At 67.1% G+C, this 24,552-nt stretch carries 24 protein-coding genes and 1 tRNA gene; 19 read left to right on the forward strand and 6 right to left on the reverse strand.

Going from position 1 to position 24,552, the window contains the following annotated elements; all coding sequences use genetic code 11:
* Positions 1-96: 96 nt before the first annotated feature.
* Entirely contained in the window at positions 97-783 is a 687-nt protein-coding gene (gene lipB, locus C8N44_RS14250; protein ID WP_280514088.1) for a lipoyl(octanoyl) transferase LipB, read from the reverse strand.
* A gap of 128 nt (positions 784-911) precedes the next feature.
* Between lipB and C8N44_RS14255 the strand changes: the two genes are divergently transcribed.
* Both C8N44_RS14255 and C8N44_RS14260 read left to right on the forward strand, forming a co-directional pair.
* A tRNA-Leu gene (locus C8N44_RS14255) sits at positions 912-998 on the forward strand.
* 450 nt (positions 999-1,448) lie between these two features.
* A complete protein-coding gene (locus C8N44_RS14260) occupies positions 1,449-2,108 on the forward strand; it encodes a helix-turn-helix domain-containing protein (RefSeq protein WP_146178847.1) in 660 nt (219 codons plus the stop codon).
* Between the two features lie 12 nt (positions 2,109-2,120).
* Here C8N44_RS14260 and C8N44_RS14265 read toward each other — a convergent pair whose 3' ends face one another.
* Positions 2,121-3,494, reverse strand: a complete 1,374-nt coding sequence (locus C8N44_RS14265; RefSeq protein ID WP_107977449.1) for an L-serine ammonia-lyase — start codon at positions 3,492-3,494, stop codon at positions 2,121-2,123.
* Between the two features lie 115 nt (positions 3,495-3,609).
* On the reverse strand, positions 3,610-4,320 hold the full coding sequence (locus C8N44_RS14270; protein WP_107977450.1) for a glutathione S-transferase family protein: 711 nt from the start codon (positions 4,318-4,320) through the stop codon (positions 3,610-3,612).
* 118 nt (positions 4,321-4,438) lie between these two features.
* Here C8N44_RS14270 and rpiA point away from each other — a divergent pair, with 118 nt between their 5' ends.
* Complete coding sequence (gene rpiA, locus C8N44_RS14275) at positions 4,439-5,227, forward strand: ribose-5-phosphate isomerase RpiA (protein WP_107977451.1); 789 nt, start codon at positions 4,439-4,441, stop codon at positions 5,225-5,227.
* 321 nt (positions 5,228-5,548) lie between these two features.
* On the opposite strand, the gene C8N44_RS14280 is transcribed toward rpiA, so the two are convergent.
* On the reverse strand, positions 5,549-6,100 hold the full coding sequence (locus tag C8N44_RS14280; protein WP_107977506.1) for an excalibur calcium-binding domain-containing protein: 552 nt from the start codon (positions 6,098-6,100) through the stop codon (positions 5,549-5,551).
* A 319-nt stretch (positions 6,101-6,419) separates the two neighbouring features.
* Here C8N44_RS14280 and C8N44_RS14285 point away from each other — a divergent pair, with 319 nt between their 5' ends.
* The 6 genes from C8N44_RS14285 (at position 6,420) to C8N44_RS14310 (ending at position 12,969) form a co-directional block, all read left to right on the forward strand.
* The gene (locus C8N44_RS14285) at positions 6,420-7,070 is read left to right on the forward strand and encodes a class I SAM-dependent DNA methyltransferase (protein ID WP_107977452.1); all 651 of its coding nucleotides are present in this window, start codon (positions 6,420-6,422) and stop codon (positions 7,068-7,070) included.
* 115 nt (positions 7,071-7,185) lie between these two features.
* A complete protein-coding gene (locus C8N44_RS14290) occupies positions 7,186-8,658 on the forward strand; it encodes an FAD-dependent oxidoreductase (RefSeq protein ID WP_107977453.1) in 1,473 nt (490 codons plus the stop codon).
* A 65-nt stretch (positions 8,659-8,723) separates the two neighbouring features.
* Positions 8,724-9,908, forward strand: coding sequence for an FtsH protease activity modulator HflK (hflK, locus tag C8N44_RS14295; protein ID WP_107977454.1), 1,185 nt, complete (start codon positions 8,724-8,726; stop codon positions 9,906-9,908).
* 3 nt (positions 9,909-9,911) lie between these two features.
* Positions 9,912-11,138: a protease modulator HflC gene (gene hflC, locus C8N44_RS14300; RefSeq protein ID WP_107977455.1), complete on the forward strand. Its 1,227-nt coding sequence runs from the start codon at positions 9,912-9,914 to the stop codon at positions 11,136-11,138.
* Positions 11,135-11,323, forward strand: a complete 189-nt coding sequence (locus tag C8N44_RS14305; protein WP_107977456.1) for a DUF2065 family protein — start codon at positions 11,135-11,137, stop codon at positions 11,321-11,323. The genes hflC and C8N44_RS14305 overlap by 4 nt, the downstream gene beginning before the upstream one ends.
* Positions 11,324-11,553: 230 nt before the next feature.
* A complete protein-coding gene (locus C8N44_RS14310) occupies positions 11,554-12,969 on the forward strand; it encodes a DegQ family serine endoprotease (RefSeq protein WP_107977507.1) in 1,416 nt (471 codons plus the stop codon).
* Between the two features lie 60 nt (positions 12,970-13,029).
* Here C8N44_RS14310 and C8N44_RS14315 read toward each other — a convergent pair whose 3' ends face one another.
* Entirely contained in the window at positions 13,030-13,518 is a 489-nt protein-coding gene (locus tag C8N44_RS14315; protein WP_107977457.1) for a peptidoglycan-binding domain-containing protein, read from the reverse strand.
* A 206-nt stretch (positions 13,519-13,724) separates the two neighbouring features.
* Between C8N44_RS14315 and C8N44_RS14320 the strand changes: the two genes are divergently transcribed.
* From C8N44_RS14320 to C8N44_RS14350, 7 genes are all read left to right on the forward strand, one after another.
* On the forward strand, positions 13,725-14,048 hold the full coding sequence (locus C8N44_RS14320) for a 2Fe-2S iron-sulfur cluster-binding protein (RefSeq protein ID WP_107977508.1): 324 nt from the start codon (positions 13,725-13,727) through the stop codon (positions 14,046-14,048).
* Positions 14,049-14,115: 67 nt separating this feature from the next.
* The gene (locus tag C8N44_RS14325) at positions 14,116-14,796 is read left to right on the forward strand and encodes a hypothetical protein (RefSeq protein ID WP_107977458.1); all 681 of its coding nucleotides are present in this window, start codon (positions 14,116-14,118) and stop codon (positions 14,794-14,796) included.
* 66 nt (positions 14,797-14,862) lie between these two features.
* Positions 14,863-15,675, forward strand: a complete 813-nt coding sequence (locus C8N44_RS14330; protein ID WP_107977459.1) for a TIGR00282 family metallophosphoesterase — start codon at positions 14,863-14,865, stop codon at positions 15,673-15,675.
* On the forward strand, positions 15,672-16,595 hold the full coding sequence (locus C8N44_RS14335; RefSeq protein ID WP_107977460.1) for a DMT family transporter: 924 nt from the start codon (positions 15,672-15,674) through the stop codon (positions 16,593-16,595). Before C8N44_RS14330 ends, C8N44_RS14335 begins: the two co-directional genes overlap by 4 nt.
* A 22-nt stretch (positions 16,596-16,617) precedes the next feature.
* Positions 16,618-18,396: an SLC13 family permease gene (locus C8N44_RS14340; protein WP_107977509.1), complete on the forward strand. Its 1,779-nt coding sequence runs from the start codon at positions 16,618-16,620 to the stop codon at positions 18,394-18,396.
* An 89-nt stretch (positions 18,397-18,485) separates the two neighbouring features.
* The gene (locus tag C8N44_RS14345) at positions 18,486-19,226 is read left to right on the forward strand and encodes a YebC/PmpR family DNA-binding transcriptional regulator (protein ID WP_107977510.1); all 741 of its coding nucleotides are present in this window, start codon (positions 18,486-18,488) and stop codon (positions 19,224-19,226) included.
* Positions 19,227-19,306: 80 nt separating this feature from the next.
* Positions 19,307-19,897: a LysE/ArgO family amino acid transporter gene (locus C8N44_RS14350; protein WP_107977461.1), complete on the forward strand. Its 591-nt coding sequence runs from the start codon at positions 19,307-19,309 to the stop codon at positions 19,895-19,897.
* Positions 19,898-20,135: 238 nt separating this feature from the next.
* Here the strand turns inward: C8N44_RS14350 and C8N44_RS24045 are convergent, their stop codons facing one another.
* Positions 20,136-20,267 carry a hypothetical protein gene (locus C8N44_RS24045; protein WP_280952941.1) on the reverse strand — a complete coding sequence of 44 codons (132 nt, stop codon included), beginning with the start codon at positions 20,265-20,267 and terminating at the stop codon, positions 20,136-20,138.
* Between the two features lie 371 nt (positions 20,268-20,638).
* Here C8N44_RS24045 and cysS point away from each other — a divergent pair, with 371 nt between their 5' ends.
* The 3 genes from cysS (at position 20,639) to C8N44_RS14370 (ending at position 24,547) form a co-directional block, all read left to right on the forward strand.
* Positions 20,639-22,018 (forward strand): cysteine--tRNA ligase, encoded by a 1,380-nt coding sequence (gene cysS / locus C8N44_RS14360; protein ID WP_107977463.1) that lies wholly within the window; start codon positions 20,639-20,641, stop codon positions 22,016-22,018.
* 166 nt (positions 22,019-22,184) lie between these two features.
* A complete protein-coding gene (gene cimA, locus C8N44_RS14365) occupies positions 22,185-23,822 on the forward strand; it encodes a citramalate synthase (RefSeq protein ID WP_107977464.1) in 1,638 nt (545 codons plus the stop codon).
* Positions 23,819-24,547: a class I SAM-dependent methyltransferase gene (locus tag C8N44_RS14370; protein ID WP_107977465.1), complete on the forward strand. Its 729-nt coding sequence runs from the start codon at positions 23,819-23,821 to the stop codon at positions 24,545-24,547. Before cimA ends, C8N44_RS14370 begins: the two co-directional genes overlap by 4 nt.
* Positions 24,548-24,552: the final 5 nt, after the last annotated feature.

Here is a 24,552-nt window from a genome sequence, read left to right on the forward strand (position 1 = left end):
CGGACCCTAGAAAACCCGAAACCCGGTGGCGTCAGCTCCCGGGTTTTTTGTTGGCAAGTCGTGGTCCTCTAGTGGGGGCGACAAGTAATCCGCCGATCAGTCGCCGAAGACATCCCCGAAACTGCGCTTCAGCGCCGTGTCCACGTCGCCCATGGTAACCGGCAGCCCGAGATCCACGAGGCTTGTCACCCCGTAGTCGGTGATGCCGCAGGGCACGATTCCGTCGAAATGGGACAGGTCCGGCTCCACGTTGATCGACACGCCGTGGAAGCTGACCCACTTGCGCAGGCGGATGCCGATGGCGGCGACCTTGTCCTCGGCCATGCGGCCGTCGGGCAGGGGGGGCTTGTCGGGGCGTTCGACCCAGACGCCCACGCGGCCCTCGCGGATGTGACCGGTCACGTTGAACTCGGCCAGCGCGGCGATCACCCAGGCCTCGAGTTCGGCCACGAAGCGGCGCACGTCATGGCCGCGTTCGCCCACGTTCAGCATGACGTAGGCCACGCGCTGTCCGGGGCCGTGATAGGTGTACTGACCGCCCCGGCGGGTGTCGTGGACGGGGAAACGGTCGGGGTCGCGCAGGTCCTCGCGCCGGGCGGATGTCCCGGCGGTGTAGAGCGGCGGATGCTCCAGCAGCCAGATGCATTCCTCGGCCTCGCCCGCCGCGATGGCGGCAGCGCGCGCTTCCATGAAGGCCAGCGCCTCGTCGTAGCCCGTGAGACCGTCTGTCGTGATCCATTCCACCATGTGCGATGCTCTATGCGCGTCCGCGGGGGCTGTCAAAGCCGGACGGCGAGCGTGTCGCGCGGGACTGCGGCATGCTTTCGTTACGGCAGGCGCGCAGATGAAAAATTTCCTCTTTTCATCCTGCGCGGGCTTCGCTAAGAGGCGCGTCACCAAGCCTAGACAGTGCGGTCGTGGCGGAATTGGTAGACGCGCAGCGTTGAGGTCGCTGTGGGGTAACTCCCGTGGAAGTTCGAGTCTTCTCGACCGCACCATTCTCTCCCGAGGCCAAGGCCCGGTGATCGAGATCCCTAAGATCCCAGAGTGGTGACAGGTCGCTGCGTCTGATGACGCGCTACTTGCTTGGAACGCGGTTCCGCTTTCGACCAAACCGAGTTCATGGTGCCGGGCGTATGCCATTTGATCGCGTGCCTCTGGCAAGGCCGCCTGGCGTGCTCCACGACTTCGGAAAACTGTGTCCTAATTGTTGCGCGCCGGACACTGCGCGTACCTCGGGTGTACTCCCGTCTTGTTCACGTAGCGTCAATCGCGCCTAATGATCGGGCCGGAGATCCTGCTGCCATACGGGGTTCCGGCGCGACGGATCGTTTGGGGGGAGGTCACATGCCCTGTGTCCTGTTGCGCGCGTTCGCGGACGCGGCGACCGGCCTCTGGCAGGTTGCGCGGCCGGTGTGCCGTGCCGATACCGTGCGGGCCATGCCGGCGTGAGCCGCTTCGGTCCCCAGTCCGGCAATGGCCGGATCGGCGGCGGGGCGATGCCGCCGCTGCGCGTGACGCGACCCGCGCGCGCCGCCGCCCGTCGGGCGCAGGATTCCGTGACCGAACGTCTTGCCGCGGAACTTGCCGCGCTGCGTGCGGCGCAGGGCTGGACCCTCGAACAGCTTTCGGAGCGCAGCGGTGTCAGCCGCGCGGCGCTGTCGCGCCTCGAACATGCCGAGGTCAGTCCCAGCGCCGACGTGCTGGCCCGCATCTGCGGGGCCCACGGGCTGCGGCCCTCGCAGCTCATGGCGCGAATCGAGGAGGCCTTTCAGGCCAGCGTCCCGGCCGAGGATCAGCCCCACTGGCGCGACCCCGAGCGGGCGGTCAGCACGCGCATGGTGTCGCCCTCCGGCCCGGGGCTTGCGGGCGAGGTGACGGAATGGCGGCTCGGGGCGGGGGTCAGCGCGGATCTCACCAACCTGCAGAACACGGTGCGCGAATGTCACCTGGTGCTGCTGCAGGGCCGGCTGCGGGTGACGCTGGAGGGCACGCCGCAGGATCTGGCACGTGGGGACGCGCTGCGCTTTCACCAGGGCGGGCCGGTGCCCGTGGTCGTGCTGGGAGACACCGGCGTGCGTCTGCTGCTGTTTGCCGCCGCGCCCTGAGGGCGCGGGCGCTCAGCAGTTGGGGATGTTCACCGCCAGCCCGCCAAGCGCGGTTTCCTTGTACTTGTGGCTCATGTCCTCGCCGGTCTGGCGCATGGTCTCGATGCAGGCGTCGAGGGGCACGAAGTGGTCGCCGTCGCCCCGCAGCGCCAGCGAGGCGGCGCTGACCGCCTTGATCGCGCCCAGCCCGTTGCGTTCGATGCAGGGCACCTGAACGAGCCCCTTCACCGGGTCGCAGGTCATGCCGAGGTGGTGCTCCAGCGCGATCTCGGCGGCGTTCTCGATCTGCTCGGGTGTGCCGCCCATGACGGCGCAGAGCCCTGCGGCGGCCATGGCCGAGGCGCTGCCGACCTCGGCCTGGCAGCCGGCCTCGGCCCCGCTGATCGAGGCGTTGTATTTTACCAGCCCGCCGATGGCAGCGGCGGTGAGCAGGAAATCGGGGATCTTGCTGCGCGCGGCCCCTGGCACGTGGTCGAGCCAGTAGCGGATGGTGGCGGGCACCACGCCGGCGGCGCCGTTGGTGGGTGCGGTGACGACCTGTCCACCGGCGGCGTTCTCCTCGTTCACGGCCATGGCGTAGACGCTCATCCAGTCGTTGATCGTGTGCGGCGCGGAGAGGTTGCGGCCGCGTTCGGCCAGAAGCTGGTCATGGATGTCGCGTGCCCGCCTGCGCACCTTGAGCCCCCCCGGAAGGATACCCGGCGCCTCCAGGCCCCGCTCGATGCAATCCTCCATAACTTGCCAGATCCGCGCCACGCCACGGTCGAGGTTGTCTGCGCCCCCGCGCGAAATCTCGTTGGCGCGCTTCATCTCGGCGATGCTCTTGCCCGAGGCGCGGGCCATGTCCAGCATCTGCGCGGCGCTCTTGAAGGGGTAGGGGACCGGCGGGCCATGATCGGTGTCCTCGCCCGAGGCCAGTTCCGCCTCGGTCAGGACAAAGCCTCCGCCCACGGAATAATAGGTCTCCTGCAGGATCACGTCGCCCTGCGCGTCATGCGCGGCGAGGATCATGCCGTTGGCGTGCCCGGGCAGCGGGTCGCCGAAATCGAAGCGCAGGTCCTTTTGCGGGTCGAAGGCGAGCGGGGCGAGGCCATCGGGCGTCACCTGCCGATCCTTGCGGATCTGCTCCATCGCCGCATCGGCGGCCTCGCGGTCGTAGCTTTCGGGCCGGAACCCGGCGAGGCCGAGGATCGTCGCCCGGTCCGTCGCGTGACCGACGCCGGTGAAGGCGAGGCTGCCGTAGAGCGCCGCGCTCACGCCATGCGCGGTGAAGGGCGCCTCGCGCAGCGTGTCGAGGAACCGTGCCGCCGCCACCATGGGCCCCATGGTGTGCGAGGAGGATGGCCCGATCCCCACCTTGAACATCTCGAAGACCGACAGGAACATGGATGACCTCCCGTTGCGCGTCCCGCATCTGTGGCACGCCACCACGCCTTGCGATGTGCCGCAAGCGCCTTCGCGTCCACCTAATGCGTCAGCCCCTGCGGGAAAGCCGCGTGGCTCAGGTCGCGGAGCCTTCGGGCGGCTGCGGTGGTTCCGGCCGGGTGAAGGGCTTCGCGCCCAGCCCCTCGGCCGCGATGGCCGCCTTGGTGGCGGGCCGCGATTCGAGGCTTTCGGCGAGGTCCCAGAGCGCGGGGTAGCGCGCGAGGTCGAACCAGCCGGTGTCGCCCTGCGGGTAGAGCCCCGCCCACCGCAGGCAGCAGGCCACGTAGTAATCGAGCACCGTCACCTCGGCCGCGTTGAACCAGCCGTGGGCGCGCCGCGCCTCGGCATCCAGCAGCCGCAGCTGGGTGTCGAGGCCGGTGCGGGTGCCGGTGCGCAGGGCCGCGTGGTATTCCGGCGCATCGCCCACGTAGTTCTGCGGGTAGAAGGTCAGCCGCAGGCCGGCGTGCAGCGTGTTCGACACGAAGATCAGCCATTTCAGGAAATGCCCGCGCTGCACGTCGCCCGGCGCGGGGCCGAGGCCGCCGTGCGTGTCCGCCAGCCAGAGCAGGATTGCCGCCGTCTCGAACAGCACGCCGCGCGGCGTCTCGAGCGCCGGGATCAGCCCCACCGGGTTGATCTTGCGATAGGCCGCGCCCTTCTGCGCTTCGCTCGCGCGATCCACCAGCGCCGTGCGGTAGGGCAGGCCCCGGTCCTCCAGCGCCAGCCGCACCACCAGAGAGGCGTTGTCCGGCGCGTAGTGCAGGATGTAGTCGTCCATGACGTCCATGTACCGCGACCGAAAGCAGGGCGAAACCTCTCACGACATGCGACGCTGGGTCGGAATTCCCCCTCGCACCACGGCAGCCGCGCCCCTATAAGGCGCGCAACCAGCCAGGAGGGAAGTCATGACCGGAGAGCTCTCGCCCATCGACACGGCGAAATTCGTGGCCGCGCGGCGCGCCGCCGACATGGTGCAAAGCGGCATGCGCGTGGGGCTCGGCACCGGCTCGACCGCGGCCTGGCTTGTCCGCTGCCTGGCCGAGGCGGTGCGCGAGCGCGACCTGCACTTCCGCGGCGTGCCCACCTCGACCCGCACCGCCGAGATGGCGCGCGATCTGGGGCTCGAGGTCATCACGCTGGAAGAGGCCGGCTGGCTCGACATCACCATCGACGGTGCGGACGAGTTCGACGGCGAGCTGAACCTGATCAAGGGCGGCGGCGGGGCGCTGCTGCACGAAAAGATCGTGGCCAGCGCCAGCGACCGCATGGTGGTCATCGCCGACGCCGCGAAGGAGGTCGAGAGCCTCGGCGCCTTCCCCCTGCCGGTCGAGGTCATTCCCTTCGGCTGGAAGGCCACGCAGACCCTGATCGACGAGGCGCTGACCGCCATGGACGTCATGGGCAAGACCATCGAGCTGCGCCCCGGCGCCGACGGACCCTACCGCACCGACGAGGGCAACCTGATCCTCGACCTGAAGCTCACCCGCATCGGCAACCCCCGCCAGCTCGCCATGGTGCTGAACCAGGTGCCCGGCGTGGTGGAGAACGGGCTGTTCGTGGACATCTGCGACCAGGTCGTCATCGGCCACGCCGACGGCCGCGTCACCCTGCGCGACGTGACCGCCGATACCGTGTCTGAAGAGCAGTACGACGTGGGCGGTGACGGGAATGCCTTCGGGGATCTGGGGGAGTAGGCTGTCCCAGTCTCTGTGCTTAGCCGCGCATCGCCGACGCGCGCGGTGGCGATCCTGCCCGTCGATCCTAGCGCTTTATGCCGGCCACTCCGAAAGACCTCTACACGTCGCGCCTTTCCTCACCAAATCGCCGCCGCATGGGAGCGCGTCGGCGATGCGCGGCGGGCCTGCGGCCCTTGATTCCGCGCAATATGCCGAGCATGCCACACTGCTATGCAAGAGCTTGGTGATATTCCGACAGCATCACAGTCCCGTTTCTGCAGGCCTTCGATGGGAAGGAAGATCTCCGAAACGCAGATGCATTGGATGTATCAGGGCCTCCTAGCATCCGTCGTAATTCTTGTTTCCGCTTGCCGTGAGCGTGTAAGTTCCACCTCTTGGGCCAGTGTAGCACGTTGATCGAGCTCTCCGCGATATACTTCGCGACGCCTGAAGAGACTTAGCCTTTCGCACTGCTTCTCGAAGGTAGGTCCCCCACTCGCAAGCAAGCCCGTCACCATCGCGGTCCAGGCCGTTCGGGTCTCTTTGAGGCCCTCCGTGACGCAGGAAGTACTTTTGTGCACTTCCAGAGGATGGAAAATCGTCACAGTTGACGTCGGAATTCGATGTCTCTTCCCGTGAATATATCTTCTTTCCGTACGCTGCCGCGGTGTTTTCGCCTAGAAAGGTATATCCACCAGTTCCGGATGTTGTCTCTCCTCTTGAGCCGAGTTCCGCCTCGATGAGGGCGACTTCCATTGGCGAGTCGGCGAGCACTCTTTCAGTCCAAAGGCGGCTGCTGGACATGGTTTCGTATCTGGGAGCAAGCAGGTTGGGGCTTGTGCACGATGCAATCGCCAAAGCCACCAATATTACTGTAAGGTTGCGTTTCATGGCGTTCCCAATTCAAAATTCTATGTAACGGTATTAACCGAATATTAACGGTTGTTTAGTGAGGGCGGTCAAGGAATTCCCTTCGACGAATTCCGACGTATGCACTCTGTGAGTCGCGTGTGAGCACTCCCCAAATCCCTAAGTCCCGGTTAATGCACCCATCTAACCCATTGAAATTATTGATCTACAAAAATGTCCCGGCCCGGGACATTCCTCTGTCCCGCACCAAGGGCCGCGCCGGTCCGTCCGGCTCGGGCGTTGAAGCCCGGTGCCCGGCGTGGGACACATCCGCTATCCGAAACAACGTGAGGACCGGCGCATGACCAAGACCCCGCAGGACGGCAAATCCTTCGATCTCAGGGGCGGGACCACCGATCCCGAGGCGGTCTCGGGCTACTACGATGCCTGGGCGGCCACCTATGACGCGGACACGATGAAGGCCTGGAACTACCGGGCGCCTTCGGATGCCGCCGACCGGCTGGCGCCGCATCTTTCCCAAGGCGATGCGGTGCTCGACATCGGCTGCGGGACGGGGCTTTTCGGCGTGGCACTGGCCGAGCGGGTAGGCGTGGCGCTGACCGGTCTGGATATCTCGGCCGAGAGCCTGAAGCTGGCGGGCAAGCGGGATCTCTACGACCGGCTGGTGGAGCACGATCTCCAGAAGCTGCCGCTGCCGGTGGAGGACAACTCCATGGCCGCCGCCGCCTCGGTCGGCGTGCTGACCTATATCGAGGATGCCGGCGCCCTGCTGCGCGACGCCTGCCGCTGCGTGGCCTCCGGCGGGCTCATCACCTTCACCCAGCGCACCGACCGCTGGGAGGCGCTGGATTTCCGCGCGACGGTCGAGGGCATCGCGAGTGAGGGGCTCTGGGAGGTGGTCGAGATCAGCGACCCGCAGGACTACCTGCCGGGGCACGAGGATTTCGGCGACCGGATCCGGATCATCCACACCGTCTGCCGGGTGCGCTGAGCCGCGGCGCCCGCCTCGCGCGCACCCACCGGGACGTGACCGCGCGCGGGCGGGTCGCACTGGCCAAGGCGCCGCCCATGTGAAATACCTCTCGCAATCACTACGAGGGCGAGACATGAGCGATTTCGACTACGACCTTTTCGTGATCGGCGGCGGTTCCGGCGGTGTGCGTGCGGCGCGCATGGCGGCGGCCGAGGGAGACGTGAAGGTCGCACTGGCCGAGGAAGACCGCTACGGCGGCACCTGCGTGATCCGGGGCTGCGTGCCCAAGAAGCTCATGGTCTTCGCCTCGGAGTACAGCGGCATGCCCGAGGAGGCGCGCGCCTACGGCTGGGAGATCGCCGACGGCACCTTCGACTGGGCGACCTTCCACGGAAATCTCGAGAAGGAACTGGACCGGCTGGAGGGCGTCTACAAGAAGCTGCTCGACGGATCGGGCGTGGAGCGTTTCGAGGCACGGGCCAAGCTGCGCGATCCCCACACCGTGGAGCTTTCGACGGGCGAGGTGAAGACCGCCAAGCACATCCTGATCGCCTCGGGCGGTCGTCCGCAGCGCCCCGACGTGCCCAACGCGCATCTCGGCATGGTCTCGGACGACATCTTCCACCTGGAGAAGCTGCCCCGCTCGGTGCTGATCATCGGCGGCGGCTACATCGCCTGCGAGTTCGCCTGCATCCTGCACGGGCTTGGCGTGAAGGTCACGCAGTTCTACCGCGGCGCCCAGATCCTGCGCGGCTTCGACGAGGAGGCCCGCGGGCTGATCTCGGAGGCGATGCAGGAGCGGGGCATCGACCTGCACGTGGGCACCAACATCGTCGAGATGCGCTGCGCCGAGAAAGCGGACTTCGAGGGCGATGGCGACGGGCGGCTGGGCGTCTCGGTCCAGGAGGTTGGCGACATCCCGGGCGACAGCTCGATGACGGGCGAGACCGAGGACGAGGCCGAGGGGCCGCTCTGGGTGAAGGCGACGAACGGGCAGGAGGGTATCTTCGACGCGGTTCTCTTCGCGACGGGCCGCACGCCCAACACCGAGGACATGGGCCTTGAGGAGTGCGGCGTCGCGCTGGGCAACGGCGGCGAGGTCGTCGTGGACGAGTACTCGCAGACCGGCGTGCCCTCGATCTACGCGATCGGCGACGTGACCGACCGGGTGAACCTGACGCCGGTCGCGATCCGCGAGGGCATGGCCTTCGTCGAGACCGTCTTCAAGGGCAACCCGACGCCGGTGGATCACGAGCTGATCCCCAGCGCGGTGTTCACCCAGCCCGAGTTCGGCACGGTCGGACTGACCGAGGAACAGGCGGCCGCGCAGGAGGCGACCGAGGTCTACTGCACGTCGTTCCGGGCGATGCAGTCGGCCTTTGCCGGCAAGAACGATCGCGTGCTGATGAAGCTGCTCGTCTCGAAGGAGACCCGTAAGGTGCTCGGCTGCCACATCGTGGCCCCTGGCGCGGGCGAGATGATCCAGTTGGCCGGTATCGCGGTAAAGATGGGTGCGACCAAGGAAGATTTCGACCGGACCTGCGCGGTGCATCCGACCATGTCCGAGGAAATCGTGACCATGCGCCAGCCGGTGCGTACAGCTTGAATTACAGAGTGGGGCCCACAGGTATCGGGAACGCGTCTGACAGGATGATGGAAGGAACAGTCTTAATGGCAGGACAGAACGGCGGCCCCTGGGGGGGCGGCGGTAGCTCGGGCCAGGGCGGCCGCGGCAGCGGCGGCGACAATGGCGGCGGGCGTGGTCCGTACGGAGGAGGCGGCGGCGGTGGTCGCCGGCCGGAGGACAGCCAGATCCCCGAGATCGACGAACTGATGAAGAAGGGCCAAGAACGGCTGCGCGTGCTCATGGGCGGGCGCGGCAACGGGGGCACCGGTGGTGGTTCCGGTTCCGGCGGGCCCGGGTTCAATCGCGGCACGATCATCATCGGTCTGCTGGTGGTGCTGGGGCTTTGGCTCTGGTCGAGCCTCTACACCGTGCGGCCGGAAGAGCAGTCGGTGGAGCTTTTCCTCGGTAGCTATTCCTCGACCGGTCAGCCGGGCCTGAATTTCGCGCCCTGGCCGGTGGTGACATACGATGTCGTCAACGTGACCTCGGAGCGGACCGAGAACATCGGTGGAAGCCGGGCGGAATCGGACGGCCTGATGCTGACCACGGATGCGAATGTCGTGGACATCGAGTTCCAGGTGGTCTGGAACATCAAGGATCCGGCGCAGCTTCTGTTCAACATCCGCGATCCGCAGCTGACGGTTCAGGCGGTGTCGGAATCCGTGATGCGTGAGATCATCGCGGCCTCGAACCTGGCGCCGATCCTCAACCGTGACCGGGGGCTCATTGCCCAGACCGCGGTCGAGCAGATCCAGGCGACGCTGGACGAGTACAACTCGGGCATCGCGATCGTGCGTGTGAACCTCGACCAGGCGGACCCGCCGCGCGAGGTGATCGACGCCTTCCGCGAAGTGCAGGCGGCCGAGCAGGAACGTGACCGGCTCGAACGTCAGGCCGACGCCTATGCCAACCGTGTGGTGGCCGAGGCGCGCGGTCAGGCTGCCGAGACGCTGGAAGAGGCCGAAGGCTATCGTGCTCGCGTGGTCAACGAGGCCATTGGTGAAGCAAGCCGTTTCGAAAGCGTTCTGGAGGAGTATTCCCGCGCGCGCGACGTGACCCGCCGCCGTCTCTACCTCGAGACGATGGAGCGTGTCCTTGGCGGCGTGGACAAGATGATCCTCGATCCCTCGCTGACCGAAGGCGGAGGACAGGGGGGTGTCGTGCCTTACCTGCCCCTGAACGAGCTGCGCAACAGTGGCTCCAACTCCAACACCAACGGGGGTAACTAAGCCATGGGCAAGCTGACAGCCTTTATCGTGGCGGTGGTCGTCGTCGTGGTCATCGCCCTCTCGTCGATGTTCGTGGTGGATGAGCGTGAAAAGGCGCTCGTGCTTCAGTTCGGTCAGATCCGGGCGGTGAAGGAAGAGCCGGGGCTCGCCTTCAAGGTGCCGCTGATCCAGGAAGTCGTGCGCTACGACGACCGGATCCTGTCGCTGGATACCGAGACCATCGAGGTCACGCCTTCGGATGACCGGCGCCTCGTCGTGGACGCCTTCGCGCGCTACCGGATCGAGGACGTGGTCCAGTTCCGTCAGGCCGTTGGCGTCGGCGGCATCCGCAGCGCCGAGGACCGTCTTCAGGGCATCCTCAACGCGCAGATCCGCGAGGTTCTGGGTGCCGACCAGGTGACATCCGACCGGATCCTCTCGGAGGACCGCCGCGACCTGACAGTGCGTATTCGTGAGAATGCGCGGGACGAGGCGCAGGCGCTTGGCATCGACGTGGTGGACGTGCGTCTGAAGCAGACGAACCTTCCGTCGCAGAACCTCGAGGCCACCTTTGCCCGGATGCGGGCCGAGCGTGAACGCGAGGCCGCAGACGAGATCGCTCGCGGTAACGAGGCGGCGCAACGTGTGCGTGCGCTTGCCGACCGGACCGTGGTCGAGACCCTGTCCGAGGCGGACCGGGAAGCCAACGTGATCCGCGGTGAGGCGGATGCGCAGCGGAACCGGATCTACGCCGAGGCCTATGGTCAGGACCCGGAGTTCTTCGCCTTCTACCGATCACTGCAGGCCTACGAGACGGCGATCCAGGGTGGGACCTCCTCGATGGTCATGACCCCGGACACCGAGTTCTTCGAGTATTTCTCGAACGCGCAGCCGGACGAGACCAAGGCACTTGCCGAGGTGCCGGCGCAGCCGTCTTCGGGGCGCACGCCGGAAGAGACGGCGCGCGAGTTCGAGGAAGAGACCGGCACAAGCACCGGCGGTGCCGCAGAAGAGCTGCAGAACCTGAGCGAGACCGCGCTTCCCTCGGAAGACGAGGAAGAGGATGACCAGGGCTCCGGCGCTTCGGGTGACTCCGGCGCGACGGACAGTCAGTCCGAGGGGGGCGATGACACCTCGGGTGACGGTTCCGGCAGCGCCGACCAGAGCGCCGATGGCGGTTCGAGTGAAACCGGGTCCTCCGACGACGGATCGTCGGATCAGGAGGACGAGACCGGGTCCGGTTCGGAGTGACCGGATCGGATCTGCTGACGGGGCTTGCCTTCGTCCTGATCGTGGAGGGGCTGGTGTACGCACTGGCCCCTTCGCTTGTGGAACGTCTGCTCGAGGCGCTACGCGCTATGCCGCCGGAGATGCGGCAAGTGCTCGGGCTGCTGACGTTGACCACCGGCATTCTGCTGCTTTGGGTCGCGCGATAGGGGCGCTTTGGTCACGTGAGGGCGATTTCCAGTCACATGCGCTTGAGGCGGTGAAACCAGACCTTTGGTGTTGCCGCGCTGCACCTATCTCTGCGACACTACAGTGAGGCAGGCGGCCCTCTGCGTGGCCGGCTGGCAGAGACAAGGAGTGACCTGTGACATCTCAAGCATTGGCAATCCCACAAAAATCGGCGCATCCGCTGAGGCTTTTCTGGATTGCATCCCTCTCGATGATGCTGATCGTCGCGCAGTCGGTGATGGCATCGGCCCGCGGCGCGCCGGAAACCTTCGCGGATCTGGCCGACCAGGTGAGCCCTTCCGTGGTGAACATCACCACCTCGACTACCGTGGCCGGGCGCGCGGGGCCGCAGGGTATCGTTCCCGAAGGTTCGCCTTTCGAGGATTTCTTTCGTGAATTCCAGGACCGCCAGGGTCCCAGCCAGCCCCGCCGCTCGTCGGCTCTGGGCTCGGGTTTCGTCATTTCCGAAGACGGCTACATCGTCACGAACAACCACGTGATCGAATCCGCCGACGAGATCACCATCGAGTTCTTCTCGGGTGAGGAACTTCCCGCCGAAGTCGTCGGCACCGATCCCAACACCGACATCGCGCTGCTCAAGGTCGACTCCGACGAGCCGCTGCCCTTCGTTCCTTTCGGTGACAGCGATACCGCGCGCGTCGGCGACTGGGTCATGGCCATGGGCAACCCGCTCGGCCAGGGGTTCTCGGTAAGCGCGGGCATCGTTTCGGCTCGCAACCGCGAGCTTTCGGGCACGTATGACGACTACATCCAGACCGACGCGGCCATCAACCGCGGCAACTCTGGCGGACCGCTTTTCAACATGGCCGGCGAAGTCATCGGCGTGAACACGGCGATCCTGTCGCCAAATGGCGGCTCGATCGGCATCGGTTTCTCGATGGCTTCGAACGTCGTGACGCGGGTCGTCGACCAGCTGCAGGAATACGGCGAGACGCGCCGCGGCTGGCTTGGTGTGCGGATCCAGGACGTGACCGACGACGTGGCCGAGGCGCTTGACCTTGCAAGCTCGGAAGGCGCGCTGGTCTCCGACGTCCCCGAGGGCCCCGCGGCTGAGGCCGGGATGGAAGCCGGCGACGTGATCGTCAGTTTCGACGGCAAGAAGGTCACCGACACCCGCCAGCTTGTCCGGATCGTGGGCAACACGACGGTCGGCAAGACGGTTCGCGTCGTTGTCAATCGTGATGGCGAGACGCAGACGCTGCGCGTGACGCTCGGCCGCCGCGAGGATACCGAGACCGCCGTTCCCGCTTCGCAGGAAGTCGTTCCGGATCAGCCGTCGAGCATGGACCTGATGGGCCTGACGCTCGCGCCGCTGGATGACGAGATGCGCGAGAACCTCGAGCTTGGCGGAGACGTCGAGGGGCTCGCCGTGATGGATGTCGATCCCACCTCCGAAGCCTACGAAAAGGGGCTGCGTGCGGGTGATGTGATCACCGAAGCGGGGCAGGACAACGTGGCCAGCCTCGGCGACTTTGAAACCCGCCTGCAGGATGCCCGCGACGCGGGTCGCAAGTCGATCCTGCTGCTGGTCCGCCGTGGCGGCGATCCCCGGTTCGTGGCTCTGAGCCTCGAACAGGAGCCGGAGGCGGCGCCTGCCGAAGAATAACTGGACCTGAAGTTCGGTTCGCGACGGGCGCCCTTCGGAGCGCCCGTTTCGTTTTGAGGCTTAGCGGTCCGAGGGTGTGGGCAGGATGATTGGCATGAGGCCGAGATCGCGCGCCATCTCTGCCGAAAGGCGGTCGCTGTCGAGACCGCGCGCCGACTGGTAGCTGCGGATGGCGGCCCGGGTCGCGGCGTCGAGCTCACCAGTGATCGGGGCATCGAACAGGCCGCGCGCCGCCAACGCCCGTTGCAGCGAGGCGATGAATTCGGGCGTGAGCGCGTCCGGGCAGGGGGTCTCGAAACGAAGTTCGTCCCGGGGGCGCACCACGCGCGGCACCGGGGCGCGGCGATAGACAGGCGCCCGCAGCACGGTGCCATCCGTGGCGATCTCGGCGGGGATGACCTGAACCTCTCCCATGACCTGTTCGTAGATGGCGGGCTGCAGCGTCTCGCTGGCCCAGCAGCGCTCAGGCGCGCCGGTTTTCTGCGGCGCCGGCATGGCGCAGGCCGAGAGGACGCCGAGTGCCGTGAGAGGGGCCAAGAGGCGGGGCATTGCGGGCGGTGCCTTTCTGCGGCTGCTGATGCGGTATCGCAGCGACGTTAGTGGCATTTTCGGCGGTCGGAAAGAAAGTGCCGGGCGTGTCGCTGCCTTTGCAACCGTCACCGCGGCGGGGATAGCGCAGGATTGACCCGGAAAGGGCTGGTCGTGTCGGACCGATGCGACTAACGATGGCGCCGATCGACGAAAGGGAGAGCTTGATGGCGAAGATCACCTATATCGAGCACAACGGGACCGAGCATGTCATCGATGTCGCCGATGGACTCACAGTCATGGAAGGGGCGCGCGACAACGGCGTCCCGGGCATCGAGGCCGATTGCGGCGGTGCATGTGCCTGTTCGACCTGCCACGTCTACGTTCACCCCGACTGGGTCGAGAAGCTTCCGCCCATGGACGACATGGAAGAGGACATGCTCGATTTCGCCTTCGAGCCCGATCCGAAGCGGTCGCGTCTGACCTGTCAGCTGAAGGTGTCCGGCGAGCTTGAGGGCCTGGTCGTCCAGATGCCCGAAAAGCAGATCTGAACCTTTGGCCGGGGCGCCGCGCAATCCGTCGCGCCCTTGGTGGCCGTTCGCCCGCGGCGTTGGGCTGATGCTGGGCCTGTGGCTTGCGGCGGCCGGGCCAGCGCTGGCCGACAGGATCGTGGCGGCGGAGTATGGCGACCCGACCGGGCGATATGCGCACGGCGTGCTTGGCGATGACCTGGAATGGGGATCTCTGGAGATGCGGCTCGCGGACGGGAGCCTGAGGCGGTTCATCCTGGACGAGTCGCTGGTGTTCGAGGATCTCGCGCCGCGGCTTTACGACGTTGAAGGGGTGGCGGGCCCCGAGGTGATCGTGGTGGAAAGCCATGTAGACGCCGGGGCGCGGCTTGCCGTCTGGGGGCCTGGGGGCCGTATCGCCGCAACTCCCTTTATCGGGCAGCCCTTCCGCTGGCTGGCGCCGGTTGCCGCGGGCGACCTGGATGGCGACGGCCGGGTCGAGATCGCTTACGTGGATCGGCCGCATCTGGCGCGGGTCCTGCGGGTCTGGCGCTTCGAGGGCGGGGCACTTCGCGAGATCGCCAGTTTCGAGGGCGTGAGCAATCATCGTATCGGCTGGGCGCGGATCGTCGGGGGCTTGCGTGCCTGTGAAGGTGGTCAGGAGTTGGTTCTGCCGAGCGGCGACTGGCAGGACGTGCTGGCGCTGAGGCTGGAGGATGGGCAGGTCCGGGCGCGCAGGGTCGGAGCCTACTCGGAGCGCGCACTGGATGCGGCGATGGCCTGCGATTAGGCGAGGCCGACCGTTCGGGCATCGTGGGGCTTTGCTTTCGCGCGCGAGGCACTTAAGCCTGCACCCATGAAAATACTTTATCTTGGCGACGTGATGGGGCGTGCGGGGCGCGCAGCGGTGGCAGAGCGGCTTCCAGCGCTGCGCGAGGCCTGGAAGCTCGATTTCGTGATCGTGAACGGCGAGAATGCGTCGAACGGCAGCGGGCTGACGGCGGAGCACGCGGGCGGGCTTTTCGAGGCGGGTGCGGACGTGGTGACGCTGGGCGATCACGCCTTCGACCAGAAGGACATGCTGACGCATATCGAGAAGGACAACCGGATCGTCCGCCCGCTCAACTATGCCAAGCAGGCACCGGGCCGGGGCGCGGCGCTTTTCTCCGACCGCCGTGGTCGCAAGGTGCTGGTGGCGCAGGTGCTGGGCCAGGTCTTCATGAAACGCGCCTTCGACGATCCCTTTTCGGCCCTCGACGAGGTGCTGCGCCGGCATCCCATGGGCGGGCAAGCGCAGGCCATCGTGGTGGACATCCACTGCGAGGCGACCTCCGAGAAGATGGGCGTGGGGCATTTCTGCGACGGCCGGGCGAGCCTTGTGGTCGGCACGCATACGCATGTGCCGACGGCCGATGCGCAGATCCTGCCGGGCGGCACCGGCTTTCTCAGCGACGCGGGCATGTGCGGCGACTACGATTCCGTCATCGGCATGGAGAAGACCGAGCCGATGCGGCGCTTCGTGACCGGCATGGGCAAGACCCGCTTCCAGCCGGCACTGGGCGAGGCGACGCTGTGTGGCGTACTGGTGGAAACCGACGACCGGACGGGCAAGGCCACGCGCATCGAGCCTGTCCGGCAGGGCGGCCGCCTGCAACAGGCCGGCGCGTGAAAGGCGTCTTGCCCTTTGCCGCCTTGATCCTGATCGGGGCGGCTTGGGGCGGGACGCAACCGCTGGCCAAGGTCGCCGTCTCGGAAGGATATCGGCCCTTCGGTATCCTCGTCTGGCAGAACGCGCTTGTCGCCGTGATCCTGGCCGGGATCACACTCCTGCGCGGGCGCAGCCTGCGGACCGACGGGGTGGCCCTGCGGCTCTACCTGCTTATCGCGGTGATCGGGACGGTCCTGCCGGGTCTCGCTTCCTACAGCGCGGCTGTGCATCTTCCCTCGGGGGTGCTCTCGATGCTGCTGAGTTCGGTCCCGATGCTGGCCTTTCCGGTGGCGCTTGCGCTTGGCATCGACGTCTTCGGCTGGCGGAGGCTTGCGGGCCTCAGCCTGGGGCTGGCGGGTGTCGCGCTGCTGGTGATGCCGGAGACCGGAGCGACCGGCGTGGTTCCGGCGGTCTGGGTCGCGGTCGCACTGCTGGCCTCGGCCTGCTACGCGATCGAGGGCAATTACGTCGCGCGGTTCGGGACCGACGGGCTCGACCCCCTGCAGCTACTCGCGGGGGCCTCGGTCGTGGGGATGGTGCTGAGCCTGCCACTTGCCATCGCCACCGGGCAATTCATCGATCCGCGGGGCGCCTGGACGCAGCCCGACACGGCCATCGTCGCGTCGTCCCTTCTGCATGCTGCGGCCTATTCCGGCTATGTCGGACTGGTCGGGTTGGCGGGATCGGTCTTTGCCGTGCAGGTGAGCTATTTCGTCACGCTGTTTGGCCTGGCCTGGGCGATGCTCTTCCTAGGCGAGGGATATTCGGGCTGGTTCTGGGGGGCTTTGGCGCTGATGTTGGCAGGGCTGGCGCTCGTGCAGCCGCGGCCGGCTGCTTCGCTTGTGCCGGTCCGACCCATGGGGCAGGATGCCCGGCGATGAACGAGGCATTGGTTTCCCCGAAATGATTTTCTTCGACCTGAGCCAGGCGGCGGCCGCGTATCTGACGCTCGCTGTGGTGGTTGGCATGTTCGTGCTGTTCGTGCGTGAGACCTATCCGACCGAGGTTGTCGCCATCGGCGGGGTTGCGGTGCTGCTGGCGCTCGGAGTGTTGCCCTACGATGCCGCGCTGGAGGTCCTTTCGAACCCGGCGCCCTGGACCATTGCCGCCATGTTCCTCGTCGTCGGGGCCCTGGTGCGGACCGGGGCGCTCGAGACCTTCTCGAGCTATGCACAGGGGCAGGTCAGCAAGCAGCCCAAGGCCGCCGTGGTGGGCATCCTCGTGGTGGTGGTCGTTGCCTCGGCCTTCATGAACAACACCCCCGTCGTGGTGGTGATGCTGCCGATCTTCGTGCAGATCTCGCGCTCGCTCGGCGTGGCACCATCAAAGCTGCTGATCCCGCTCAGCTATGCCTCGATCCTCGGGGGGACCGCGACCCTGATCGGGACGTCGACGAACCTGCTTGTGGACGGGGTTGCCCGGACCCGGGGGCTCGAGCCCTTTTCGATCTTCGAGGTGACGCCGCTGGCGCTGATCCTCATCCTCTGGGGCGGCATCTACATGGCGCTCTTCGGGCGCAAGCTGCTTCCGGAGCGGGATTCGATGGCCGGCATGCTCTCGGATCGTTCGCGGATGAAGTTCTTCACCGAGGCGGTGATCCCGCCGGATTCCAACCTCGTCGGACGCGAGGTGCTGGGCGTGCAACTGTTCAAGCGCGAGGGCGTGCGGCTGGTGGACGTGGTGAGGGGCGATGAATCGCTGCGTCGCAATCTCGACGGTGTCATTCTGGAGGTCGGCGACCGCGTGGTTCTGCGGACCCAGATGACCGAGCTGCTGAGCCTGCAGCGCAACAAGTCGCTGAAACGCGTGGATCAGGTCTCATCGAAGGAGACGACCACGGTCGAGGCGCTGATCTCGCCGGGCTGCAAGATGGTCGGGAGGTCGCTGGGGGCGCTGCGCCTGCGACGGCGCTATGGCGTCTATCCGTTGGCGGTGCACCGGCGGAACCAGAACATCGGGCGGCAGCTTGACGATCTCGTGGTGCGGGTCGGCGACACGCTGCTGCTCGAGGGCTCGCCGGAGGATATCAGGCGCCTTTCGGAAGAAATGGACATGGTCGACGTCTCGCGGCCCTCGGCCAAGGCCTTTCGCAGGAGCCATGCGCCCGTGGCGCTCGGCGCTCTAGCGGGCATCGTGATCCTCTCCGCGCTCGGTGTGGCGCCGATCCTCGCGCTCGCGGTCATCGCGGTGGCGGTGGTGCTTCTGGCGCGCTGCGTCGATGCCGAGGAGGCCTTCGGTTTCGTCGAGGGGCAGCTGCTGGCGCTCATCTTCGCGATGCTGGCCATCGGGGCGGCGCTCGAATCCTCGGGGGCGGTGGAGTTGCTGGTCGGGCTGGTGGCGCCGGTCATGGAGATGCTGCCGGGCTGGCTTCTGGTCTGGGCGGTCTATCTGCTGACCTCGCTTCTGACCGAAACGGTGAGCAACAACGCCGTCGCCGTGGTCGTGACGCCAGTGGCGATCGGACTGGGGCAGGCGCTTGGGCTCGACCCGCGGCCGCTGGTGGTGGCGGTCATGGTGGCGGCAAGCTGCAGCTTCGCCACGCCCATCGGCTACCAGACCAACACCATGGTCTATGGCCCCGGCGGCTACCGCTTCGCGGACTTCCTGCGGGTTGGGGTGCCGCTGAACATCAGCGTCGGCCTTCTGGCATCGCTTCTGATCCCGCTGTTCTGGCCCCTCTGACGCCCTACGCGCGCACGCTCTTGGCAAGCGGTGGGGGCTTGGCCTATATCACGCCCGATCAGAAACAGGTGGACGAGCGAGAGGCAAGCATGGCCGGGCACTCCAAGTGGGCGAACATTCAACACCGCAAGGGGCGGCAGGACGCGGCGCGCTCCAAGCTGTTTTCGAAGCTGTCGAAGGAGATCACGGTGGCCGCCAAGATGGGCGACCCCGATCCCGAGAAGAACCCGCGTCTGCGGCTGGCAGTGAAGGAAGCCAAGGCGAGCTCGGTCCCCAAGGACGTGATCGACCGCGCCATCAAGAAGTCGCAGGCCGGTGACGGCGAGAACTACGAAGAGATCCGCTACGAGGGCTACGGCCCCAACGGTGTGGCTGTGATCGTCGAGGCGATGACCGACAACCGCAACCGGACCGCGTCCAACGTGCGCTCGACCTTCTCCAAGAACGGCGGCAACATGGGCGAGAGCGGCTCGGTCGCCTTCATGTTCGAGCGCAAGGGCGAGATCATCTACCCTGCGTCTGCCGGCGATGCCGACGACATCATGATGGCAGCTATCGAGGCGGGCGCCGAGGATGTGGAAAGCAGCGAGGAAAGCCACGTGATCTGGTGCGCGGACACGGATCTCAACGAGGTCTCGACCGCGCTGGAAGAGCAGCTTGGCGAATCCGAGAGCACCAAGCTGACCTGGAAGCCCTCGAACACCACCGAGCTCGACCTCGAGGGGATGCAGTCGCTTATGAAGCTCGTCGACGCGCTCGAGGACGACGACGACGTGCAACGGGTCACGACCAACTTCGAGGCCAGCGACGAGGTCATGGCGCAGCTCTGAGCGCGCGCTCTGGATAGGCGGGAACAGGAACACCCCGAAGGTCTTGGGCCGCGGGGTGTTTTCTTTGGGAGGGGGCCATCATGCAGGCAGTTCTCGCGGGCTTCGCGCTCGGGTTCTCGCTGATCCTCGCGATCGGGGCGCAGAACGCCTTTGTGCTGCGGCAGGGGCTTCGACGGGCGCATGTGGGATCGGTGGTCCTCGTCTGCGCGCTGTCGGACGCGGCGCTGATCGCCGCCGGGGTCGCGGGCTTCGGGGCTCTGGCGCAGGCGGTGCCGGGACTGGAATGGGCCATGCGGATATTCGGGGCGGCCTTCCTTGCCTGGTACGGGGCGCGCACGCTCTGGGCCGCGTGGAAGGGGGGGCAGGTGATGGAGGCGGGCGAGGCGGCGCAGTCGCGGCGGTCGGCGGTTCTGACCTGTCTCGCGCTGACCTGGCTCAATCCGCATGTCTACCTCGATACGGTGGTGCTGCTGGGATCGGTCTCGTCCCGCTACCCGGCGCTGCCCTTCGCACTGGGGGCGATGGCGGCCTCGGGAGTGTTCTTCACCGCGCTGGGATACGGCGCGCGGGGGCTGGCGCCGCTCTTTGCCCGACCGGCCGCCTGGCGGGCTCTGGACCTGGTCGTGGGGCTGACCATGTGGGCCATCGCGGCGAGCCTGATCTGGGGGTGAGCGGGGATGTCCCGGGCCGGGACATTTTGGCGCCTTAGAGAAATCAATGGGTTAGTGGATCGCGTTAACCGGGACTTAGGAATGTCCCGTGCTTTGAGCGGCGTTCCCTGCCCCTCACCCTGACCCTCTCCCCCGAGGGGAGAGGGGACGCGTTGCGCCGGGTTTGGAGGGGGTGCTGGCCTTTTCGGGGGGCTGGATGCGCCTCGATCCGGCCCTGGCGTCCGCGGGCGCCGGTGGCTCAGCGGCCCTTTTTCTCGCCCAGAGAGAGCGGCTTGACCGCCCCCGAGTTGGCCGTCGCAAGCGCCTTGGGCTTGTCCTGCTTGGGCTTCTTGACTTCCTTGTTGCCGCGCCTGTTGTTGCCTTTTCCCATCACGATCTCGCATGTTTGAGGACCGTTCCGCGACATGCGGGACGGGTCGATCTCAGGAAGATCAAGGTTGCCTGACGGCTTCAGGGCGATGACTTCGATGAGGGTCGCTTGGTGCCCGGGGCCGGGCACGTTGCTGGCGCATATCATACGCCTGCGCGGGTGAGTCGGGCAAGCGGTGTTGCGGGGTGTCGTGCTTGCCCCGGGGCGGGGCGGGTGCTATGGATCGCGCATGACGACGACCTGCACCATCATCTGCATTATCTGCTGACATCGCCGGGGCATCCCGGCGCGTGGCGGGATGGTCGTCTGTTTCCTGATCTGGACAACCTTTATAAGCCCGCCGCGAGAGTCTCGCGACAAAGAGGGCCTTCATGGACATCCAGCTCACGAACACCCGGACCCGCCGCAAGGAGCGGTTCGACCCCATCGATCCGGAGAACGTGCGGCTCTATGTCTGCGGGCCGACGGTCTATGACCGCGCGCATCTTGGCAATGCGCGGCCGGCGATCGTCTTCGACGTGCTGTATCGGCTGCTGCGCGAGGTCTATGGGCCGGGTCATGTGACCTACGTGCGGAATTTCACCGACGTGGACGACAAGATCAACGCCAAGGCTTCCGAGACGGGGCGCGCCATCGGCGAGATCACTGAGGAGACCATCGGCTGGTATCTCGACGACATGGGCGCGGTGGGCGTGCTGGAGCCCGACGAGATGCCACGGGCGACGCGGTATATCCCGCAGATGGTGGAGATGATTGCCGGGCTGATCGAGAAGGGTTTTGCCTACGAGGCCGAAGGGCACGTGCTGTTCTCGGTGGGCGCCTATCCGGAGTACGGGCGGCTGTCGGGGCGGTCGGTCGACGACATGATCGCGGGGGCGCGGGTCGAGGTGGCGCCCTACAAGCGCGATCCGATGGATTTCGTGCTTTGGAAGCCCTCGGACGCGGGCGTGCCGGGCTGGGACAGCCCCTGGGGCCGCGGGCGGCCGGGCTGGCATATCGAGTGCTCGGCCATGAGCTATGCGCTGCTGGGGGCGACCTTCGACATCCATGGCGGCGGCAACGACCTGATGTTTCCGCACCACGAGAACGAGGTGGCGCAGAGCTGCTGCGCGCATCCCGAGGGCGATTTCGCGCGCTACTGGCTGCACAACGAGATGCTGCAGGTGGAGGGCAAGAAGATGTCCAAGAGCCTGGGCAACTTTTTTACCGTGCGGGATCTGCTGGACGGCTCTGGGCCGGGCGGCGCGAAGGTGCCGGGTGAGGTGGTGCGCTTCGTGATGCTGTCGACGCATTACCGCAAGCCCATGGACTGGACGGCGGAGAAGGCGGCGGAGACCGAGGCAGTGCTGCGCAAGTGGCGCGCGATGGTCGAGGGCGTCGAAGCCGGGCCGGTGCCCGAGGCGGTGCTGGGCGCCGTGGCGGATGATTTGAACACCGCCGGAGCGATTGCCGAGCTGCACCGGCTCGCCTCGAGTGGGGACGCGGCGGGCCTGAAGGCGGGCGCCGGGCTGCTGGGTCTGCTTGGTGACGGGATGGGCGACTGGATCGCGCCGGCCGCGGATCTCTCGGAGTGGGAGGAGCGGCTGGCCCTTGTGCGCACCGAGGCCATGCAGAGCAAGGATTTCTCGGAGGTGGACCGACTGAAGGCGGCGCTGCTTGCGGCGGGGGTCGAGGTGCGCATGTCCAAGGCGGGCGTGGAGCTACTGCCGGGCAAGGGGTTCGATCCCGCCAAGCTCGAGGGGGTGGCGTGATGCCGGGTCTTGCGCATCTGGCGGGTCTTGCCGGGGGCTCTGCCCCCGTCGCCCGTGCCGGGCGACTCCCCCGGGAGTATTTGGGCCAAGAAGAAGCCGGGGGCGGGGTTCTGTCCACGGCAGGCGGGGCGCGCGGCGCCGGGGCGGCGATGACGGGAGCGCGGGCATGACGCGGGAGCGGCTTTACCTCTACGACACCACGCTGCGTGACGGGCAGCAGACCCAAGGGGTGCAGTTTTCCACGCCCGAGAAGCTGCGCATCGCCGAGGCGCTGGACACCTTGGGCGTCGATCACATCGAGGGCGGCTGGCCGGGGGCGAACCCCACCGACAGCGCCTTTTTCGAGGAGGTGGCGCCGGGCCGGGCGGTGATGACGGCCTTTGGCATGACCAAGCGGGCCGGGCGGTCGGCGGCGAACGACGATGTGCTGGCCGCGGTGCTGAACGCGCGGACGCCCTCGGTCTGTCTTGTGGGCAAGACGCATGACTTTCACGTCGAGCGGGCGCTTGGGATCACGCTCGAGGAGAACGTCGAGAACATTCGCGCCTCGGTTGCGCATCTCGTGGCCGAGGGGCGCGAGGCGCTGTTCGACGCGGAGCATTTCTTTGATGGCTGGAAGGCGAACCCGGGATACGCGGCCGAGTGCCTGAAGGCGGCCTATGAGGCTGGCGCGCGGTGGATCGTGCTGTGCGATACCAACGGCGGGACGCTGCCCCCGGAGATCGCGCGGATCGTGTCAGAGGTGATCGCGGCGGGCATTCCGGGGGATCATCTGGGCATTCACACGCACAACGACACCGAGACGGCGGTGGCGGGCAGCCTCGCGGCCGTCGAGGCGGGGGCGCGGCAGATCCAGGGCACGCTCAACGGGCTGGGCGAGAGGTGTGGCAACGCCAGCCTGACGACGCTGATCCCGACGCTGCTGCTCAAGGAGCCCTATGCCAGTCGCTACGAGATCGGCGTGTCGCGCGCGGCGCTGGAGGGGCTGACGCGGGTGAGCCGGATGCTGGACGACATCCTCAACCGCGTGCCCATGAAGCAGCTGCCCTATGTCGGGGCCTCGGCCTTTGCGCACAAGGCGGGGCTGCACGCGAGCGCGATCCTGAAGGACCCTTCGACCTACGAGCACATCGACCCGGGCGTGGTGGGCAACCGGCGCTTCATCCCGATGTCGAACCAGGCCGGGCAGTCGAACCTGCGGCGGCGGCTGGAGGAGGCGGGGCTGGTCGTGGAGAAGGGCGATCCCGCGCTGGCGCGCATCCTCGAGACCGTGAAGGCGCGCGAGGAGCAGGGCTATGCCTATGACACCGCGCAGGCGAGCTTCGAGCTGCTGGCGCGCGAGGAGCTGGGGCAGATGCCGGAGTTCTTCGAGATAAAGCGCTACCGCGTGAGCGTGGAGCGGCGGAAGAACAAGTACAACGAGATGGTGTCGCTGTCCGAGGCGGTGGTGGTGCTGAAGATCGACGGCGAGAAGCGCATGTCGGTGAGCGACAGCATGGATGCGGCGGGGTCGGACCGGGGGCCGGTCAACGCGCTGTCGAAGGCGCTGGCCAAGGATCTCGGGCCCTACCAGCACATGATCGACGACATGCGGCTGGTGGATTTCAAGGTGCGGATCACGCAAGGCGGCACCGAGGCCGTGACGCGGGTCATCATCGACAGCGCCGACGGGCAGGGGCGGCGCTGGTCCACCGTGGGCGTGAGCGCGAACATAGTGGACGCGAGCTTCGAGGCGCTGCTGGAGGCGGTGCGCTGGAAACTGATCCGCGACACCGAGGCGGCACGGGCGGAGGCGGCGGAATGACCCCGGATGAGGCGTTCTTCACGGTTCATGCGGATCTGCCGCGCGAGGGGCCGGGGTTGCCGGCAGATGTGCTCTGGGCGCTGGAACTCGCCGGGGTGAGCGCGCCCGGGCGGGTGCTGGACGCGGGCTGCGGGCCAGGGGCGGATCTGGAAATGCTGGCCGAGGTGTTGCACGAGGCGCGGATCGAGGGCGTGGACGGCGTGGCGGGCTTCGTGGCGCAGGCCAGCGCGCGGGTGGCGCGTTTCGGGGATCGGGTGCGGGTCTTCGAGGGCGACATGACGGCGCTTTCGGGGCCCTACGATTTCATCTGGTGCGCCGGGGCGCTCTATTATCCCGGCGTGACCGAGGGGCTGCGGGCCTGGCGCGGGGCGCTGGCGCGGGGGGCGACGGTGGCCTTTTCCGAGCCGGTGCTGACCGGGCCGCTGGAGGGGGCGGTGATGGAGTTCTGGGCGGGCTACCCGGAGATCACCAACCTCGACGGCGTCGCGGCGCGGGTGCAGGCGGCGGGCTACGAGGTGCTGGGGCACCGCATGGTGCAAGGCGCGGCCTGGGAGGCCTATTACGCGCCGATGGAGGCGCGGATCGCGGGGCTGAAGCCCGCGACGGATCCGGCGCTGGCCGCGGCCATCGAAGACGCCGAGCGCGAGATCGCGCTCTGGCGGCAGGCGCAGGGCGCGATCGCCTATGCGCTGCTGGTGGTCCGGCCGGTGGACGAGGCTAGCTGAGGACA

The sequence above is a fragment of the Allosediminivita pacifica genome, from assembly GCF_003054175.1.
GTDB lineage: Bacteria > Pseudomonadota > Alphaproteobacteria > Rhodobacterales > Rhodobacteraceae > Allosediminivita > Allosediminivita pacifica.